15 protein-coding genes are annotated in these 16,848 nt (G+C 61.2%); 9 read left to right on the top strand and 6 right to left on the bottom strand.

Features of this window, described 5'->3' with window-relative positions; genetic code table 11:
* Positions 1 to 94 precede the first annotated feature (94 nt).
* Both ACO1VH_RS11955 and ACO1VH_RS11950 read right to left on the bottom strand, forming a co-directional pair.
* Positions 95 to 2,098, bottom strand: coding sequence for a PhoX family protein (locus ACO1VH_RS11955; protein WP_486244700.1), 2,004 nt, complete (start codon positions 2,096 to 2,098; stop codon positions 95 to 97).
* Between the two features lie 337 nt (positions 2,099 to 2,435).
* Positions 2,436 to 3,209, bottom strand: a complete 774-nt coding sequence (locus ACO1VH_RS11950) for an exodeoxyribonuclease III (RefSeq protein ID WP_486244699.1) — start codon at positions 3,207 to 3,209, stop codon at positions 2,436 to 2,438.
* Between the two features lie 179 nt (positions 3,210 to 3,388).
* Between ACO1VH_RS11950 and pyrE the strand changes: the two genes are divergently transcribed.
* From pyrE to ACO1VH_RS11935, 3 genes are all read left to right on the top strand, one after another.
* On the top strand, positions 3,389 to 4,054 hold the full coding sequence (pyrE, locus tag ACO1VH_RS11945; protein WP_486244698.1) for an orotate phosphoribosyltransferase: 666 nt from the start codon (positions 3,389 to 3,391) through the stop codon (positions 4,052 to 4,054).
* A gap of 28 nt (positions 4,055 to 4,082) precedes the next feature.
* Positions 4,083 to 4,727 (top strand): DUF4124 domain-containing protein, encoded by a 645-nt coding sequence (locus ACO1VH_RS11940; protein WP_486244697.1) that lies wholly within the window; start codon positions 4,083 to 4,085, stop codon positions 4,725 to 4,727.
* A gap of 149 nt (positions 4,728 to 4,876) precedes the next feature.
* Positions 4,877 to 5,194: a DUF805 domain-containing protein gene (locus ACO1VH_RS11935; protein ID WP_486244696.1), complete on the top strand. Its 318-nt coding sequence runs from the start codon at positions 4,877 to 4,879 to the stop codon at positions 5,192 to 5,194.
* Positions 5,195 to 5,265: 71 nt separating this feature from the next.
* Here the strand turns inward: ACO1VH_RS11935 and gatB are convergent, their stop codons facing one another.
* From gatB to gatC, 3 genes are all read right to left on the bottom strand, one after another.
* The gene (gatB, locus tag ACO1VH_RS11930; protein WP_486245138.1) at positions 5,266 to 6,765 is read right to left on the bottom strand and encodes an Asp-tRNA(Asn)/Glu-tRNA(Gln) amidotransferase subunit GatB; all 1,500 of its coding nucleotides are present in this window, start codon (positions 6,763 to 6,765) and stop codon (positions 5,266 to 5,268) included.
* Between the two features lie 5 nt (positions 6,766 to 6,770).
* Positions 6,771 to 8,231 (bottom strand): Asp-tRNA(Asn)/Glu-tRNA(Gln) amidotransferase subunit GatA, encoded by a 1,461-nt coding sequence (gene gatA / locus ACO1VH_RS11925; RefSeq protein WP_486244695.1) that lies wholly within the window; start codon positions 8,229 to 8,231, stop codon positions 6,771 to 6,773.
* Between the two features lie 70 nt (positions 8,232 to 8,301).
* On the bottom strand, positions 8,302 to 8,604 hold the full coding sequence (gatC, locus tag ACO1VH_RS11920; RefSeq protein WP_486244694.1) for an Asp-tRNA(Asn)/Glu-tRNA(Gln) amidotransferase subunit GatC: 303 nt from the start codon (positions 8,602 to 8,604) through the stop codon (positions 8,302 to 8,304).
* 263 nt (positions 8,605 to 8,867) lie between these two features.
* Between gatC and ACO1VH_RS11915 the strand changes: the two genes are divergently transcribed.
* The 6 genes from ACO1VH_RS11915 (at position 8,868) to ACO1VH_RS11890 (ending at position 15,911) form a co-directional block, all read left to right on the top strand.
* On the top strand, positions 8,868 to 9,911 hold the full coding sequence (locus ACO1VH_RS11915) for a rod shape-determining protein (protein ID WP_188422257.1): 1,044 nt from the start codon (positions 8,868 to 8,870) through the stop codon (positions 9,909 to 9,911).
* 174 nt (positions 9,912 to 10,085) lie between these two features.
* Positions 10,086 to 11,063 carry a rod shape-determining protein MreC gene (gene mreC, locus ACO1VH_RS11910; protein ID WP_486244693.1) on the top strand — a complete coding sequence of 326 codons (978 nt, stop codon included), beginning with the start codon at positions 10,086 to 10,088 and terminating at the stop codon, positions 11,061 to 11,063.
* Positions 11,060 to 11,578 (top strand): rod shape-determining protein MreD, encoded by a 519-nt coding sequence (mreD, locus tag ACO1VH_RS11905; RefSeq protein ID WP_486244692.1) that lies wholly within the window; start codon positions 11,060 to 11,062, stop codon positions 11,576 to 11,578. The genes mreC and mreD overlap by 4 nt, the downstream gene beginning before the upstream one ends.
* Before the next feature lie 81 nt (positions 11,579 to 11,659).
* Positions 11,660 to 13,573: a penicillin-binding protein 2 gene (mrdA, locus tag ACO1VH_RS11900; protein WP_486244691.1), complete on the top strand. Its 1,914-nt coding sequence runs from the start codon at positions 11,660 to 11,662 to the stop codon at positions 13,571 to 13,573.
* Between the two features lie 62 nt (positions 13,574 to 13,635).
* Positions 13,636 to 14,739, top strand: coding sequence for a rod shape-determining protein RodA (gene rodA / locus ACO1VH_RS11895; protein WP_486244690.1), 1,104 nt, complete (start codon positions 13,636 to 13,638; stop codon positions 14,737 to 14,739).
* 50 nt (positions 14,740 to 14,789) lie between these two features.
* Entirely contained in the window at positions 14,790 to 15,911 is a 1,122-nt protein-coding gene (locus tag ACO1VH_RS11890) for a septal ring lytic transglycosylase RlpA family protein (RefSeq protein WP_486244689.1), read from the top strand.
* A 3-nt stretch (positions 15,912 to 15,914) separates the two neighbouring features.
* On the opposite strand, the gene rsmI is transcribed toward ACO1VH_RS11890, so the two are convergent.
* Positions 15,915 to 16,829: a 16S rRNA (cytidine(1402)-2'-O)-methyltransferase gene (gene rsmI / locus ACO1VH_RS11885; RefSeq protein ID WP_486244688.1), complete on the bottom strand. Its 915-nt coding sequence runs from the start codon at positions 16,827 to 16,829 to the stop codon at positions 15,915 to 15,917.
* Positions 16,830 to 16,848: the final 19 nt, after the last annotated feature.

Here is a 16,848-nt window from a genome sequence, read left to right as displayed (position 1 = left end):
GAGAAAGCGCGCTTGATGTTCCATTAGGACTGGAAGCATCAAGCGCGCTTTTTTTGAGGACGCCGGAACCGATGTCCGATTGCCGATGTTCGGTTCAGGACAGTTTCGGCTGGACGGGATCGGCAGTCAGGTAGCCGACGGCTGCCTGATATTTGTTGCCGTAGTTTTTGTCGATCGCGGTGACGATGTCGGTGCGCAGACGCTTGTCTGTCATGGCAGCTTTTGCCGTGCCTTCGCCCGGATGCTGAAAGTTGCTCATGATGTAGGTCCAGCCGTTGATTTCGTCGACCGCATGCAGGCCGGTGGATTCGCTGCCTGCGGGCAGCGACATCAGGCGGGACAGTTTTTTTGTGTCGACGTGATAGGCCCACAGGAAGTTGTTCGTGTGGCGGCTGCTGTCCTCGCCGATGAAGAGCGTACGCATCTTCTCGGAGAACTTCAGATTATCCGGATTGCCGATCTTGTCCGGGTTGGATTTGTTGCCTAGCGCATCGGTGGCGGTGTCTTCTCCCAGCAGCAGTGCGCGTGTGCGTGCCGGCACCCATTCGCTGTCGATAGGTGCACCGTCTATGTCGCGCTGGCCGCCGGTCAGGTCGTGCGCGAATATGCCGCCGGAAAGCAAGGCCTTGGGCAGAGCGATATTCGTGTCCGGGCGGTTGGCGGCATGGCCGGCAATCATCGAATCCTGGATGTTCTGCAGCGCCGAGTAGGCGATCTTGCCCCTGATGTTGACGGTGGTGCCTTCCAGTTTCGTGAAGCCCATGCTGGCGCCTTTCAGGTTGGCGTAGCGATGGGTTTCGAGAAAGGCGGCGGCTTTCACCAACCTGGCATCGGTGGGATCGACCAGCTTCACCCAGTTGGCATTCTTGTCGACGAAGATCTTCGTGTAGCCCGGATCGGCGCTCATGTCCGTATCGGTCACTTTCATGAAGTCGTCCAGCCGTATGCCGCTGTCGATCAACGCTTCGATCTCGTCGCTGGTGGCGTGGCCGAGTTTGATCCAGCTGAGCGTCGCGCCGGCGGATGCCGTGTCCAGCGTCAGACTGGATGTCAGCTTGGCAACGTAGAGCGTGCCTGCCGACAGATCTTTTTCCCTGTCTGCCACGAACATGAACAGACCGCCGTTCGTATAGTCGTCGCCCATCAGCACGGTGCGCTCGTCCGGCATCACCTGGATCAGTTCGTGCGAGATACGGCCGAGGCAATAATGCTTTTTGATGCTGCCGCTGCCGTCGGGATGCACGGTGACTTCCGGTACGTGGCCGTAGTGGTAAGGATTGGCGCCGCCGGGCGTACCGTAGGCGGCCTTGAACGTGTTCAGGCTGAACTGGTTGAAATACGGCGTAGTGTTGTTGCGATTGCCGGCCGGCGCATCGAGGAAGGGCACGTTCGGTTCGTATTCTTCGCTCGACAGGTGCGTACCCCAGGGAGACAGGCTGGCGCCGCAGGTGATCCACAGGCCATGCACGCCGGAGGCGTCGACATTGTGATACTGCACCAGCGTCAGCTTGCCGGTGGACTGATCCTGATCCAGCGTCAGTACGGCGATCGGCGACGGCAACTGGCCGTAGACGTCGGCACCGGCGGCATTGTTGCTCGTGTATTCGAACTGCACGACGGCAAACACGGCCTTGCCCTTGATGCCGGGCACGACGGGATTCGGCAGGGCGAGCAGTGACGTGCCGTCCGGCGAATCGGAGAAATACTGGCGCGGTGTTGCACCGGACGTATCCATGATCGGCACGTTGTGGATGTCGTAGTAGCCGCCGGCAACGATGGTGCCGCCGCCTTGTTTCGGTACTTCGGTGCCCGTCAGGAAGAACGGTTGATAGGCGAGTTGGTAGTGCTGCACCGTGTCGTCGCTGAAATGGACGTTCATGACGGAATGCACGGTCGTCGTCGCCATCGCGGCGGCATTCGTGGGCGCTGCCATCGCGGTGAAAGAGGTGGCAACGTAGTTTGCCGTACCGGTAGTGCGGCCGATGTTGCTGCAGCCGGCGAGCAGTGAGGCCGTTGCCATCGATCCGAGGGGAAGCAGCGGTGCAGCCGACAGCAGTTTCAGAACTTTGCGGCGCGAAGGAATGGCAAGGTCTGGCATGGGCGGTTCCGTTGGCTGAGAGCACCTGTCTGGACACGGCCGATCGCGGCCGGCAGGTGCTCAGGATAATCCGGGTTGGGGTGAGCGGATTATAGGAATGCGATGTGACGATTTGATGAAGTTGCTGCGCAGGAAGATGCGTGCAGTGCGGTGAATCGCCGTGAAGTGTTTTGACGTGGGGAGATTGAAGCTGAAGCGCGGAAGAAAATGGCGACGCGGCGAATGCCGTCATCGTCACCGCCGCATTGGATCATGCAATGTCAGTAGTATGACTCGTGATCCGATGCGGCGGGAGTAGTGGGGCGGAGCGTTGGAAAAAGGCAGCAGATTCTTGCGATCAAAGCTGCCAGTCGTAATCGATGGTCAGCGGTGCATGATCGCTGAAGCGTTCGTCTTTGTAGATGGACACGCTTTGCGCGGTGCCGGCGAAGTCCGGCGTGGCGATCTGGTAATCGATGCGCCATCCGACGTTCTTGGCCCATGCCTGGCCGCGATTGCTCCACCACGTGTATTGTTCGGGCCGCACGTCGATGCGGCGGAACACGTCGACGAAGCCGACTTCGTCGAACAGATGCGTCAGCCATGCACGCTCTTCCGGCAGGAAGCCGGAATTCTTGCGGTTGCCCTTGTAGTTCTTCAGGTCGATTTCGTTGTGCGCGATGTTCCAGTCGCCGCAGATGACGAATTCGCGTCCGCATGCCTTCAATTCGATCAGGTGCGGCAGGAACAGGTCCATGAAGCGAAACTTCGCCTGCTGCCGTTCCTCGCTCGACGAGCCGGACGGGCAATAGACCGAGATCACGCTGAGCTTGCCGAAATCGCATTGTACGTAGCGGCCCTCGGCATCGAATTCGGGGCAATTGAAGCCGATCTGCACGTTGTCCGGCTCGTTGCGGCAATAGACGCCGGCGCCGGAATAGCCCTTTTTCTCCGCATAGTGGAAATAGCCGCGATAGCCTTCGGGCGTCAGGAATTCCGGTGTCATGTCGGTTGCCTGCGCCTTCAGTTCTTGCACGCAGACGAAATCGGCGTTCTGTTTGTCCATCCACGGAAAGAAGCCTTTTCTGGCGGCCGAACGGATGCCGTTCAGATTGGCGGAGATGATTTTCATGGTGTCGTCACAAAAATAGAGGGGCACAGGATACCTGATTCGGCGGCGGCAATGCGGCGGCCACGGTGGCACGGCCTTTGCGTTGCCAGCAAGAATCGCCCGATAACGATTTAAAATGTGGCCTTCGTCGCGCCAATAGCGACAAAATTCGTCACTTTTTCTTTCGTCATGAGGTCGTCTTGAACAATTTGCGGCAGGAATTCATCAGATTTGCGGTCGACGCAGGCGTGTTGCGCTTCGGCGAATTCGTTACCAAAGCGGGGCGGACGTCGCCGTATTTTTTCAATGCCGGCTTGTTCAACCAGGGCGGTACGCTGGGGCGGATTGCAGATTTCTACGCGCAGACGCTGATCGATTCCGGGCTGCAGTTCGACATGCTGTTCGGCCCCGCGTACAAGGGCATCACGCTGGCATCGGCTACTGCGGTGGCGTTGGCGAACCGCGGACGCGACGTGCCGTTTGCGTTCAACCGCAAGGAAGCCAAGGATCACGGCGAAGGCGGCACCATCGTCGGCGCCAGGCTGGAAGGCCGCGTGGTCATCATCGACGACGTGATCTCGGCCGGCACCTCGGTGCGCGAATCGGTCGACATGATCCGTGCGGCAGGCGCCACGCCATGCGCGGTGCTGATCGCGCTGGACCGCATGGAGCGTTCCGGCAAGGACGATGCGCTGTCGGCGCATTCGGCAGTGCAGGAAGTCAGCAACACCTACGGCATGCCGGTCATCTCGATCGGCAACCTGTCGGACCTGTTCGAGTACATCTCGAATGCCGGCGCAGGGTCGGAGCAGGCGCAGTACAAGGAAGCGATCGCGGCGTACCGCAGAAAGTACGGCGTGAGTTGATCGTCGTTTTTTCTGCGGGAGGAGCGGAATGCAAGGTGCGGTAAGAACGCTGCGTTTTCTGTCGTTGCTGTCGTTGTTATGCGCGGCATCGTCGCATGCCGGCACGTTCTACATGTGCAAGGATGCGAACGGCCGTACGTTCACGTCCGATCGTCCGATCTCGGAGTGTGCGAACCAGCCACTGCGCGAATATGGCAGCAACGGCGTGCTGAAGCGGGAAATCGCCGCACCGCTGACGCCCGAGCAGAAGCGCGAGCTGGCGTTGCAGGAGCAGCAGCGCCAGGAAGAACTGGCTGCGATCGAGGAGCAGAAACGCAGCGACCGCGCGTTGTTGGCGCGCTACCGCAGCGAGAACGATATTGCCGTCGCGCGCGAACGCGCCTGTGCGGCAAGGAATGAGCAGATCGCGCAGCAGAAGAACGAATTGGCCGCTGCCGAAAAGGAATGGCAGGCCGTGCAGGCCGCCGTCGATGCACGGCAGGATAAGGGGACGGTACCGGCTGCCATGCGCGACAAGCTGGCGAAGTCGCTGGAAACCGTGCGCCTGCACAAGGCGGCCTTGCGCGACAACGAAATCGCGCTGGCCCAGATCAACGCGAAGTACGATGCCGTGCTGCGGCGCTACCGGAAGATCGTCGGGCAGTCATCGGCGACAGAATCGGCCAGCCGATAATCAATCCGCTTTGCCGGAAGCTGAATCTTCCGGCTTTCTCCGACGAAGACGAATCCGCCAAATTCTCATGCGCATGGGATGCCGCGCAGCGCCGCGTGCGGCGTATCATGCGGAATCCGGAAAAGGTCCGGGCTCAATGGAGGTCAACCATGACATTCGCCGAATCGATTCGCACCTGTTTCAGGAAGTACGCCGATTTCAACGGACGCGCAACGCGGCCGGAATTCTGGTGGTGGGTCTTGTTCGTCATCGTCGTCGGCATCATACTCGGCAGCATCAACGAAAGGCTGGCGCAGCTGTTTTCGCTGGCGACGATCCTGCCCAATATCGCCGTCACTGCACGGCGCCTGCATGACATCGACCGTAGCGGCTGGTGGCAACTGGTCGGCCTGATCCCCGTCATCGGCTGGATCATCGTCGTCTACTGGTGCGCGCAGCCGGGCAAGGAAACGACGCGTTTCGGTTGAGCGTTGTCATAACGAAGGCTGAAATAAAAAGCGCACCCGAGGGTGCGCTTTTTTCATGGGTGATGCTTTGTTTAGCCGGCCAGTTTTTTCTTCAGCAGTTCCGTCAGTTGCGCCGGATTCGCCTTGCCGCGGCTGGCTTTCATCGCCTGTCCCATCAGTGCGTTGATCGCCTGTTCCTTGCCGGCGCGGTATTCGGCAACGGATTTCTCGTTGGCAGCCAGCACGTCGTCGACGATCTTCTCCAGCGCGCCGCTGTCGGAAATCTGCTTCAGACCCTTGGCTTCGATGATGTCGTCGGCCAGCGTCGCGCTGTCCGATTTCGCTTCCCACATACCGCCGAACACTTCCTTGGCGATCTTGTTCGAAATCGTGCCATCGGCGATGCGTTTGAGCAGCAGCGCGAATTGCGCCGGTGCAACCGGCGATGCGTCGATCTCGATGCCTTCGCGGTTCAGCGTGGAGGACACGTCGCCCATCAGCCAGTTGGCAGCGGGTTTGGCTTGTTCATTGCTCGCGGCCGCGACGACCTGCTCGAAGTAGTTCGCCATCGCCTTCGATTGCGTCAGCACCGAGGCGTCGTATTCCGACAGGCCGTAGTCGCGTGCAAAGCGTTCGCGCATCGCGCCCGGCAGTTCCGGCATCGCCGCCTTCACGCGTGCGATCCATTCGTCGGCGATGACCAGCGGTGGCAGGTCGGGATCGGGGAAGTAGCGGTAGTCCTGCGCGTCTTCCTTGCTGCGCATCTCGCGCGTCTCGCGCTTGTCCGGATCGTACAGGCGCGTGGCCTGCACCACGCGGCCGCCGTCTTCGATCAGTTCGATCTGGCGGCGTACTTCGTAGTTGATCGCGTCTTCCAGGAAGCGGAACGAGTTCAGGTTCTTGATCTCGCAGCGTGTGCCGTATTCCTTCTGGCCCATCGGGCGCACCGAGACGTTGGCGTCGCAGCGGAACGAGCCTTCCTGCATGTTGCCGTCGCAGATGCCCAGCCACGTCACCAGCGTGTGCAATGCCTTGGCATAGGCGACCGCTTCGGCGGCGCTGCGCATGTCCGGTTCGGTGACGATTTCCAGCAGCGGCGTGCCGGCGCGGTTCAGGTCGATGCCGCTCATGCCGTGGTAATCCTCGTGCAGCGACTTGCCGGCGTCTTCTTCCAGGTGCGCGCGCGTGAGCGTGACCGACTTGATCTCGGTCTTGCCGTCGACTTCCAGCGGGAACGAGATCGTGCCACCCTGCACGACCGGCAGATCCATCTGGCTGATCTGGTAGCCCTTGGGCAGATCGGGGTAGAAATAATTCTTGCGCGCGAAGACCGAGGTCGGTGCGATGTGCGCGCCGATTGCCAGACCGAACTGGATCGCGCGCTCGACTGCGGTGCGGTTCATCACCGGCAGCGCGCCGGGTAACGCCAGATCGACGGGCGACGTCTGCGTATTCGGTTCAGCGCCGAACTGCGTCGCCGAGCCGCTGAAGATCTTGCTGTTGGTCGTCAACTGCGCGTGCGTTTCCAGACCGATCACTACTTCCCACTGCATGTTTTCCTCACTCGCTGATTTGCGTGTTTCATATCGGATGCCGATCAGGCGTTGGCCGGCTGGAGCAGATGCCAGTCGGTCGCCTGCTGGTACTGGTGCGCGACGTTCAGCAACTTCGCTTCGGCGAAGTAGTTGCCGATCAGTTGCAGGCCGACCGGGCGCTTGCCGTTTTTGTCGCCCTGACCGAAACCACAGGGGATCGACATGCCCGGCAAGCCGGCCAGGCTGGTCGACAGCGTGTAGATGTCGGCCAGGTAGTTGGCGACCGGATCGTCGGCCTTGTCGCCCAGATTCCAGGCAACCGTCGGCGTGACCGGTCCCATGATGACGTCGCACTGCGTGAAGGCGTTGCGGAAATCGTCGGCGATCAGGCGGCGCAGCTTTTGTGCCTGCAGATAGTAGGCGTCGTAGTAGCCGTGCGACAGCACGTAGGCGCCGACCAGGATGCGGCGCTTGACCTCATCGCCGAAGCCTTCGGCGCGCGTCTTGCGGTACATGTCGACCAGATCCTTGTAATCCTTCGCACGATGGCCGTAGCGTACGCCGTCGAAACGGCTGAGATTCGACGATGCTTCGGCCGGCGCGATCACGTAATAGGTCGGTATCGACAGCTTGGTCTTCGGCAGCGAGATGTCGACCAGCGTCGCGCCCAATTTTTCGTATTCGGCCAGCGCGGCGCGCACGGCCTGTTCGACGTCGGATGCCAAGCCTTCGCCGAAGTATTCGCGCGGCACGCCGATCTTCAGGCCTTTCAGGCTGGCGTTCAGGTCGCGCGCGAAATCTTCTTGTGAGCGCTCCACGCTGGTCGAATCGCGTTCGTCGAAGCCGACCATCGCGTTGAGCAGCAGCGCGCAATCCTCGGCCGTCTTCGCCATCGGGCCGCCCTGATCGAGCGAAGACGCGAAGGCGATCATGCCGAAACGCGACACGCTGCCGTAGGTCGGCTTGATGCCGGTGATGCCGCACAGCGCGGCTGGCTGGCGGATCGAGCCGCCGGTGTCGGTGCCGGTGGCGGCCGGCGCGAGGCGCGCGGCGACGGCGGCTGCGGAACCGCCGGACGAGCCGCCCGGAATCGCCGCCTTGTCCCATGGATTCTTCACCGCGCCGAAATGCGAGTTCTCGTTCGACGAACCCATCGCGAATTCGTCGCAATTCAGCTTGCCGAGCGTGACGGCACCGGCCTGGTTGAAGCGCTCGACTACGGTGGCGTCGAACGGGCTGACGTAGTTTTCCAGCATCTTCGAGGCGGCGGTCGAACGCCAGTGGCGCGTGACGAAGATGTCCTTGTGCGCGATCGGGATGCCGGTCAGCGCGGTCGCGGTGCCGTCTGCCAGGCGCGCATCGGCTGCTTTCGCGTGCTGCAGCGTGAAGTCGCGGTCGACGTGCAGGAAGGCGTTGAGATCGCTTTTTTCGATGCGCAGCAGAAACAATTCGGCCAATTCGGCCGCCGAAATTTCCTTTGCCTGCAGCAGCGCGGAGAGTTCCTTGAGAGTCTTGTTATGCATGGTGATGTCTGTATGCGTGGGCGCAAGTGGGGCAATGTGCCGGTCGGGAATGCGCGATTGGGTCCGGGTCTTATTCGATGACCTTCGGCACCAGATAGAGGCCGTCCTGCGTGGCGGGTGCGACCTGCTGGTAATCGTCACGGCGGTTCGGTTCGCTGACGGCATCCTCGCGCAGGCGCAGCGACAGCGCGGGCTGGGCGGCGGCGATCGGGTGATTCAGCGGCGCAATGCCGGTGGTGTCGACGGCGCGCAGTTCCTCGACCAGCGAGAAGATGCCATTGAGCTTGTCCAGCGTGCGGGCGGACTCGGCTTCGGTCAGTTCGATCTGCGCGAGCGTTGATAGGCGTTTGACATCGGAAAGGTCGAGAGACATGGCGAAAAAGCGGTCGGGCCGCCGGTCAAAAAGAGGTTGAACGAAGAAACGGGAAGAGGTGCATCAGGTGTTGGCGCATCCCGCGAAAAACGTGCGGCTGTCACGGATTTTTACGATTTTTGCTGCCCGGTTTCCTGTAAATTATAAGGTAGAATACTTGGTTAATGCCCTGCTGGCGCCGACATCCTGCCGATGTCCGGCCTCGCGGCACCAAAAATCCTTTTCACACTTTCGCGCACGACTGCTGCGCATCGGGACAATTCATGTTTGGATTTTTACGCAGTTACTTTTCGAATGACCTCGCAATCGACCTCGGCACCGCCAACACGCTGATCTATGTACGCAGCGCCGGCATCGTGCTCGACGAGCCGTCGGTTGTCGCCATCCGCCAGCAAGGCGGTCCGAACGCCAAGAAGACCATCATGGCGGTTGGCAAGGAAGCAAAACAAATGCTGGGCAAAGTGCCGGGCAACATCGAGGCGATTCGCCCGATGAAGGACGGCGTGATCGCCGACTTCACCGTCACCGAGCAGATGCTCAAGCAGTTCATCCGCATGGTGCACGACACCAAGCTGTTCAAACCCTCCCCTCGTATCATCATCTGCGTTCCCTGCGGCTCCACGCAGGTCGAGCGCCGCGCGATCCGCGAATCGGCCCTCGGCGCCGGCGCTGCGCAGGTCTACCTGATCGAAGAACCGATGGCTGCCGCGATCGGCGCCGGCCTGCCGGTGTCGGATGCGACCGGCTCGATGGTGGTCGACATCGGCGGCGGCACCACCGAAGTTGGCATCATCTCGCTGGGCGGTATGGTCTACAAGGGCTCGATCCGCGTCGGTGGCGACAAGTTCGACGAAGCGATCGTCAACTACATCCGTCGCAACTACGGCATGCTGATCGGCGAACAGACCGCCGAGGCGATCAAGAAGGAAATCGGTTCCGCCTTCCCGGGTTCGGAAGTGCGTGAGATGGAAGTCAAGGGCCGCAACCTGTCCGAAGGCATCCCGCGTTCGTTCACGATTTCCAGCAACGAAATCCTGGAAGCGCTGACCGATCCGCTGAACAACATCGTCTCCGCCGTCAAGAACGCGCTGGAACAGACGCCGCCGGAACTGGGCGCCGACATTGCCGAGAAGGGCATGATGCTGACCGGTGGCGGTGCGCTGCTGCGTGATCTGGATCGTCTGCTGATGGAAGAAACCGGTTTGCCGGTGATCGTTGCAGAAGATCCATTGACCTGCGTCGTGCGCGGTTCCGGCATGGCGCTGGAGCGCATGGACAAACTCGGCTCCATCTTCTCCAACGAGTAATCGCTCTCCGGCATGCTTCATCACCAGACGGCACACCATGCATGATGCGATGAAGACAGCAACAACCGAGGCAGGATGCGCCGCGGCCGGGAAGTTTTCCTCGACGCGGCGTTTTGTTTCAGATTGCGTTTCAGGCTTTCCCCGCAGTCTCGTCAGGCAATAGTCAGTCAATAAATGGAATACAGTCCGCCACCACTTTTCAAGCAGGGCGCCTCGGCCCGCGCAAAGATGGTGTTCTTTTCGCTGGTCGCCGTGATATTGCTGACAGTCGATTCGCATGTGGGCGCGCTCGGCGTCGTGCGGCAGGTCGTTTCCACCGTGCTGTATCCGCTGCAGGTCGTGGCGCTCGCGCCGCGCGACGGCTTCCGTTACGTGGCGGGCTATTTCACGTCGGTATCCGATCTGCAGCAGGAAAACGCTCAGTTGCGGCTGCAGCAGACCACGGATGCCCGCGCATTGCAGCAAGGCCAGCAGTTGCTGGCCGAGAATGAACAACTGCGCAACTTGCTGGGCATGAGCCAGCAATTGCCGGTGAAATCCGTGCTTGGCGAAATCCTGTACGACGCGCGCGATCCCTTCACGCGGAAAGTGCTGCTGGATCGCGGCAGCCAGAATGGCGGCGTCGAGCCGGGCGAGCCGGTGATCGACCATGTCGGCGTCGTGGGGCAGGTGACGCGCGTGTTTCCGTTCACTTCCGAAGTCACGCTGCTGACCGACAAGGAGCAAGTCATCCCGGTTCAGGTGGTGCGCAACGGTTTGCGCAGCGTGGCCTACGGACGGGGACAATCCAATCTGCTGGAATTGCGTTTCATGCCGACCAGCGCCGATATCCAGAAAGGCGACGTGCTGGTGACGTCGGGCATCGACGGCGTCTATCCACCCGGACTGGCAGTGGCGACGGTGACGCATGTTGAAAACAAGTCCGATTCGTTTGCGCGCATCATCTGTGAGCCGGCTGCCGGTATCGATCGGCATCGTCATTTGCTGATCCTGCAGACCGAGCACAAGATCGCTCCGCGCCCTCCGAGCGACGCCAAGCCGGATACGCGCAAGCAGGGATTGCTGCAGCATGCGGCCAACCGCGGTGGCGACCCGGTGATCAAACAACCCGAAGCGGAGCCGGCACCGGCATCCGGAAAGGTACCGCGATGAGCGCGCGCAACTCTGACGACATCCTGCTGCCGGTCAGCCCGCTGTTCATTGCGGCGAGCCTGTGCGGTGCATTCGTGCTGAACCTCCTGCCGTGGGGACAGTGGGTCGGCATTCCCGATTTTGTCGCGCTGATCCTAGTGTTCTGGAGCATGTACCAGCCGCGCAAGGTCGGCATCGGCATCGCCTTCTTCATGGGCCTGCTGATGGATGTGCACGATGCGGCGGTGCTGGGCGAGAATGCGCTGGCCTATACGCTGTTGTCCTATTTCGCGATCACGATTCATCGCCGTGTGCTGTGGTTTCCTTTGCGTGTCCAGGCGCTGCATGTGTTTTTCCTGTTGCTGACGGCGCAGGTGGTCGGCGTGGTGGTGCGCTTAGTCATCGGCGGCAAATTTCCCGGCATGCTGTTTTTCGCCGAAAGCGCCGTGGCCGCCTGCCTGTGGCCGGTCGTCACCTGGGCGCTGCTGGCACCGCAGCGCAGGGCGGTCGACCGGGACGATACGCGGCCGATCTGACGATGATTCCGAATGCATTCACCACGCGGCGCATGACGGTCTGTCCGTCGCTATCGGCCCGACGTCGGGTATGGACGGCGCATGACTGAACTGAAAGATACCGAACGCGAACTGCATCGCTTCCGCGTACGCCTGTCGGTAGCCGGCGCCGTGGTGTTCATATTTTTTTCCTGCCTGCTTGCGCGCTTCGTCTGGCTGCAAGTTTTCAAGCACAACGACTATGTCGCGCAGGCCGAAGAAAACCGGATTTCGGTGGTTCCCATCGTGCCGAATCGCGGCCTGATCCTGGATCGCAACGGCGTCGTGCTGGCGCGCAACTATTCCGCCTACACACTGGAAATCACGCCGAGCAAGATCGACGGCAAACTCGACAAGATCATCGACGAGCTGGCTACGCTGGTGGAAATCACGCCGCGCGATCGCAGCCGTTTCAAGAAGCTGCGCGAAGAGTCGCGCAATCTCGGCAGTTCGCCGATCCGCGTGCGCCTGACCGACGAGGAAGTGGCGCGTTTCTCGGCGCAACGCTATCGTTTTCCCGGCGTGGAGGTTCAGGCGCGCTTGTTCCGCCAGTATCCTCTGGGAGAAACAGCATCGCACGTGATCGGCTACATCGGCCGCATCAGTCAGCGCGACGAGAAGGAAATCGAGGAAAGCGAAGACGCCACCAACTATCGCGGTACCGAGCATATCGGCAAAGAAGGGCTGGAGCGCAGCTATGAGCGGCAGTTGCATGGCAAGACCGGCTACGAAGAAGTCGAAGTCTCCGCCGGCGGCCGTCCGGTGCGTACGCTGTCACGCACGCCTGCCATCCCTGGCGACAATCTGATTCTGTCGATCGACATCGAGCTGCAGAAAGTCGTCGAGCAGGCATTCGGCAACCGGCGCGGCGCGCTGATCGCGATCGAGCCGTCGACCGGTGACATTCTCGCTTACGTATCGATGCCTAATTTCGATCCCAACCTGTTCATCGAAGGCATCGATCAGCAGAGCTGGGACGCGCTGAACAATTCGCCCGATCATCCGCTGCTGAACCGGCCGCTGTCGGGCACCTATCCGCCCGGTTCCACCTTCAAGCCTTTCATGGCGCTGGCCGCGCTGGAACTGGGCAAGCGCAAGCCGAGCGATGCCATCGCCGATCCCGGCTACTTCATCTTCGGCGGCCACCGCTTCCGCGACGACAAGGAAGGCGGCCATGGCATGGTCGACATGTACAAGTCCATCGTCCAGTCCTGCGATACCTATTACTACATGCTGGCCAACGATCTCGGCATCGATACGATCCACGATTTCATGGCGCCGTTCGGCTTCGGCCAGAAGACCGGCATCGACCTGAAGTACGAGCGCACGGGCGTGCTGCCTTCCACGCAATGGAAGCGGGAAGCCTATCGCCGCCCCGAACAGCAGAAGTGGTACGCCGGCGAGACGATCTCGATCGGTATCGGCCAGGGCTATAACTCGTTCACGCCGCTGCAGCTGGCGCATGCGACGGCCACGCTGGCAAACAACGGCATTGTGATGAAGCCGCATCTGGTGAAGTTGATCGAAGATGGCGCTACGCGCGAGCGCACGCTGACGGTGCCGAAGGAAAGCTACCGCATTCCGCTGAAGCAGGAAAACATCGATTTCATCAAGCATGCGATGGTCGGCGTCACAAAGGAAGGCACGTCGGCGCGCGTATTTGCCAACAGCGGCTACGTATCGGCCGGCAAGACCGGCACCGCACAGGTGATCGGCATCAAGAAAAACGAAAAGTACGACGCTTCCAAGCTGTGGGATCGCCACCATGACCATGCGTTGTACACGGCGTTTGCGCCGGCCGACAATCCGCGCATCGCGATCGCGTTGATCGTCGAGAACGGCGGCTTCGGCGCAGTGGCGGCAGCGCCGATTGCGAAGGCGGCGATGGATTACTATCTGCTCGGCAAGCGGCCGGAGGCCAAGCCCGCCGACAAGAAGGAAGCCAAGCCGATACCGCAAGAGGAATTGACGGATTGACCGGCGCGCATTGCGTCGGATGAAATCGAATGATGCGGCGCATGCGCCGCAATGAGGTAAAGATGGATAAGCGTTCGCTGCTGCAACTGGTGCGACCCTATGTGCAGGTCTTCGACGGCCCGCTGATCCTGATCGTCTGTCTGATCCTGACGGTGGGTTCCATCACGCTGTATTCGGCCGGCATCGATTTCCCGGGCCGCTTCGAAGACCACATGCGCAACATCATGATCTCGCTGTTCATCATGTGGCTGGCGGCGCTGGTGCCGCCGCAGACGATGATGCGCTTCGCGGTGCCGCTGTATACGGTAGGTGTCGCGTTGCTGATCGGCGTGGCGCTGTTCGGTCTGATCCGCAACGGCGCACGGCGCTGGATCGATCTCGGCATCGTCATCCAGCCGTCGGAAATCATGAAGATCGCGATGCCGATGATGCTGGCGTGGTTCTTCCAGAAGCGCGAAGGCATCACGCGCTGGAGCGAATTCCTGGTGGCTGGCATATTGCTGGTGATACCGATCGGCCTGATCATGCGGCAGCCCGATCTGGGCACATCGCTGCTGGTGCTGGCGGCGGGGTTCTACGTGATCTTTTTCGCCGGCCTGTCGTGGAAGGTGCTGGCGGCGGGACTGATCGCCGCGCTGGCCAGCCTGCCGGTTGCCTGGTCGATGCTGCACGATTACCAGCGCGAGCGCGTGATGACGCTGATCGATCCGACGACCGATCCGCTCGGCAAGGGTTTCCACATCATCCAGTCGACCATCGCCATCGGCTCCGGCGGCCTGACTGGCAAAGGCTGGCTGCACGGCACGCAGGCACATCTGGAATTCATTCCCGAACGCACGACCGACTTCATCTTTGCCGTGTTTTCGGAAGAGTTCGGCCTGATCGGCAACGGCATCCTGCTGGTGCTGTATCTGCTGCTGATCGGGCGCGGCATGATGATTGCCGCCAATGCGCCGACGCTGTTTACGCGGCTGCTGGCGGGCGCGATCACGATGATTTTCTTCACCTATGCGTTCGTCAACATGGGCATGGTCAGCGGCATCCTGCCGGTGGTTGGTGTGCCGTTGCCCTTTGTCAGCTACGGCGGTACCGCTTTCGTGACGCTGGGTCTTGGCATCGGCATTCTGATGAGCATCCAGCGCCACAGGAAGCTGATGCAGAGCTGACACACGTTGATTGCATGTTGATTCGCATGCCGATTTTTCAGGAGAAGCCGATGCAGTTTCGTACTCTGAATGTCATTCGCGCAGGGGCGGCTACATTGCCAGTCGCATCGTGTCTGGCATTGCTGCTGGCCTTGGCCGGTTGCAGCAGCACGCCCGTTGCACCGTCCTCGTCGTCGACATCATCCCAGCCTGCGGCCAAATCGCAGGGCGGCTCCTACCCCGCACTGCCACCGGCCGGTTCGGGACGCGGCGGCTATTACCTGGATGACGGCCCCGGCGATGCGATTCCTGCGGGATTGATGGAAGTGCCGGATGCCGATCCGCGCGTCGAGCCGTATTCGCGTACCGGCAACAAGCCGTACGTCGTGTTCGGTAAGCGCTATGTGCCGATCACCGACGATCGTCCATACAGTGTGCAGGGTTATGGCAGCTGGTACGGCAAGAAATTCCACGGGCAGAAGACCTCGTCCGGCGAGTTGTACGACATGTACAAGATGACGGCAGCCAGTCCGGTATTGCCGATTCCTTCCTATGCGCGTGTCACCAATCTCAGCAATGGCAGGCAGGTGATCGTGCGTGTCAACGATCGCGGCCCGTTCCGTTCCGGCCGTGTCATCGATCTGTCCTATACGGCGGCGCTGAAGCTGGGCTATGTCGGCCATGGCAGCGCGAAGCTGCAGGTCGATCGTCTGCTGCCGGCCGATATCGAACGAATCCTGGCAGCCAGGGAAAATGCGCAGCAGACCGTTGTCGCCACGCCGGAGCCTGCCGGCATCGTGACGCCGGCGGTGCAAACGACGTCGTTGTCGGCACCGGCGCCGCAAATGATGCCGGTTTCGACCACATCTGCTTCTGCCGATGCGCCAGCACCGGCCGTGATGGTGCAACCATCCGCAGTATCTGCAGCGACGGCAATCGTGCCATCCGAGGCTGCCGTTCCGGCAAAAGGGTTTTACCTGCAGTTCGGCGCGTATACGCAGGCGGCCAATGCGGAAGCGCTGCGTGCGCGCTTGTCACAGGATGCTGGCACGCTGCTGCCGTCGCTGACCGTGGAATCGTCGAACAACCTGTATCGGCTCTACAGCGGCCCGTTTGCCAGCCGTGAGGCAGCTGCTGCGGCAGCTGCGCAGGCGGAGCGGGACGGCATCAAGCCCTTCATCGTGCAGCGATAACGCTTACTCTTCTGCTACGGATTTCAGCTGCAAGGCGCGCTCGTAGAGCGCGTTTTTCTTGCTGCCGGTGATCTGCGCAGCCAGTGCGGCGGCCTGCTTTACCGAACATTCCTGCAGCAGGATGCGCAGCACGCGTTCCGCTTCCTGCGATGCGGCATCGTCATCATCGGCCGCGCCTTCGAGCAGGATCACGAATTCGCCTTTCTGTCGGTTGGCATCGGCAGTAATCCATGCAGCGGCATCGGCCAGCGGGCAGCGATGCATTTCCTCGAACAGCTTCGTCAGCTCACGCGCCAACACGATCTGCCGCGAGGGTTCGAATGTGGCGGCCAGTGCTGCTACGGTTTCAACGATCCGATGTGGCGCTTCATAAAACACCAGCGTGGCGCGCATGCGTTTCAGCGAGGCCAGCACGGTATCGCGCTGGCCGGCCTTCGCGGGAAGGAAGCCGACGAAATGGAAGGCATCGTCGGTCAGTCCGGCAGCAGACAGCGCGGTCACGGCGGCCGATGCGCCGGGCAGCGGCACCACACGCAGGCCGGCATGGCGCACCGCATCGACGATGCGCGCGCCAGGGTCGGAGACGGCCGGCGTGCCGGCATCGGAAACCAGTGCGATGCGTTCGCCTGCCTGCAGGCGTGCGACCAGCTTGTCGGCGATTTCGCGTTCATTGTGCTGATGCGCGGCGATCAGCGGCTTCGACAGTCCGTAGCGCGACAGCAGATGCGCCGTATTGCGCGTGTCTTCGCAGGCGACGGCATCGACCGTCGCCAGAATGTGCAGCGCACGCAACGATATGTCGGTTGCATTTCCGATCGGCGTGGCCACCACATATAATGTTGCGGCAGGATACGTCTGTCGCAATACATCGTGCATGAGCGGCGCGAGTGCGGACAGGGATTGGTCGGAATCAGTCATTTGGGGGTACCGGATGTTG

Source organism: Oxalicibacterium sp. (assembly GCF_057353965.1).
This window is presented reverse-complemented; position numbering and strand designations above follow the sequence as displayed.

Bases quoted from the DNA above. Each gene is read 5' to 3' on its own strand.
- ACO1VH_RS11940 (WP_486244697.1), top strand. From the start codon at position 4,083: ATGCAAGGTGCGGTAAGAACGCTGCGTTTTCTGTCGTTGCTGTCGTTG.
- ACO1VH_RS11935 (WP_486244696.1), top strand. From the start codon at position 4,877: ATGACATTCGCCGAATCGATTCGCACCTGTTTCAGGAAGTACGCCGAT.
- ACO1VH_RS11915 (WP_188422257.1), top strand. From the start codon at position 8,868: ATGTTTGGATTTTTACGCAGTTACTTTTCGAATGACCTCGCAATCGAC.
- mrdA (WP_486244691.1), top strand. From the start codon at position 11,660: ATGACTGAACTGAAAGATACCGAACGCGAACTGCATCGCTTCCGCGTA.
- mreD (WP_486244692.1), top strand. From the start codon at position 11,060: ATGAGCGCGCGCAACTCTGACGACATCCTGCTGCCGGTCAGCCCGCTG.
- ACO1VH_RS11890 (WP_486244689.1), top strand. From the start codon at position 14,790: ATGCAGTTTCGTACTCTGAATGTCATTCGCGCAGGGGCGGCTACATTG.
- gatC (WP_486244694.1), bottom strand. From the start codon at position 8,604: ATGTCTCTCGACCTTTCCGATGTCAAACGCCTATCAACGCTCGCGCAG.
- gatA (WP_486244695.1), bottom strand. From the start codon at position 8,231: ATGCATAACAAGACTCTCAAGGAACTCTCCGCGCTGCTGCAGGCAAAG.
- ACO1VH_RS11950 (WP_486244699.1), bottom strand. From the start codon at position 3,209: ATGAAAATCATCTCCGCCAATCTGAACGGCATCCGTTCGGCCGCCAGA.
- rsmI (WP_486244688.1), bottom strand. From the start codon at position 16,829: ATGACTGATTCCGACCAATCCCTGTCCGCACTCGCGCCGCTCATGCAC.
- mreC (WP_486244693.1), top strand. From the start codon at position 10,086: ATGGAATACAGTCCGCCACCACTTTTCAAGCAGGGCGCCTCGGCCCGC.
- ACO1VH_RS11955 (WP_486244700.1), bottom strand. From the start codon at position 2,098: ATGCCAGACCTTGCCATTCCTTCGCGCCGCAAAGTTCTGAAACTGCTG.
- rodA (WP_486244690.1), top strand. From the start codon at position 13,636: ATGGATAAGCGTTCGCTGCTGCAACTGGTGCGACCCTATGTGCAGGTC.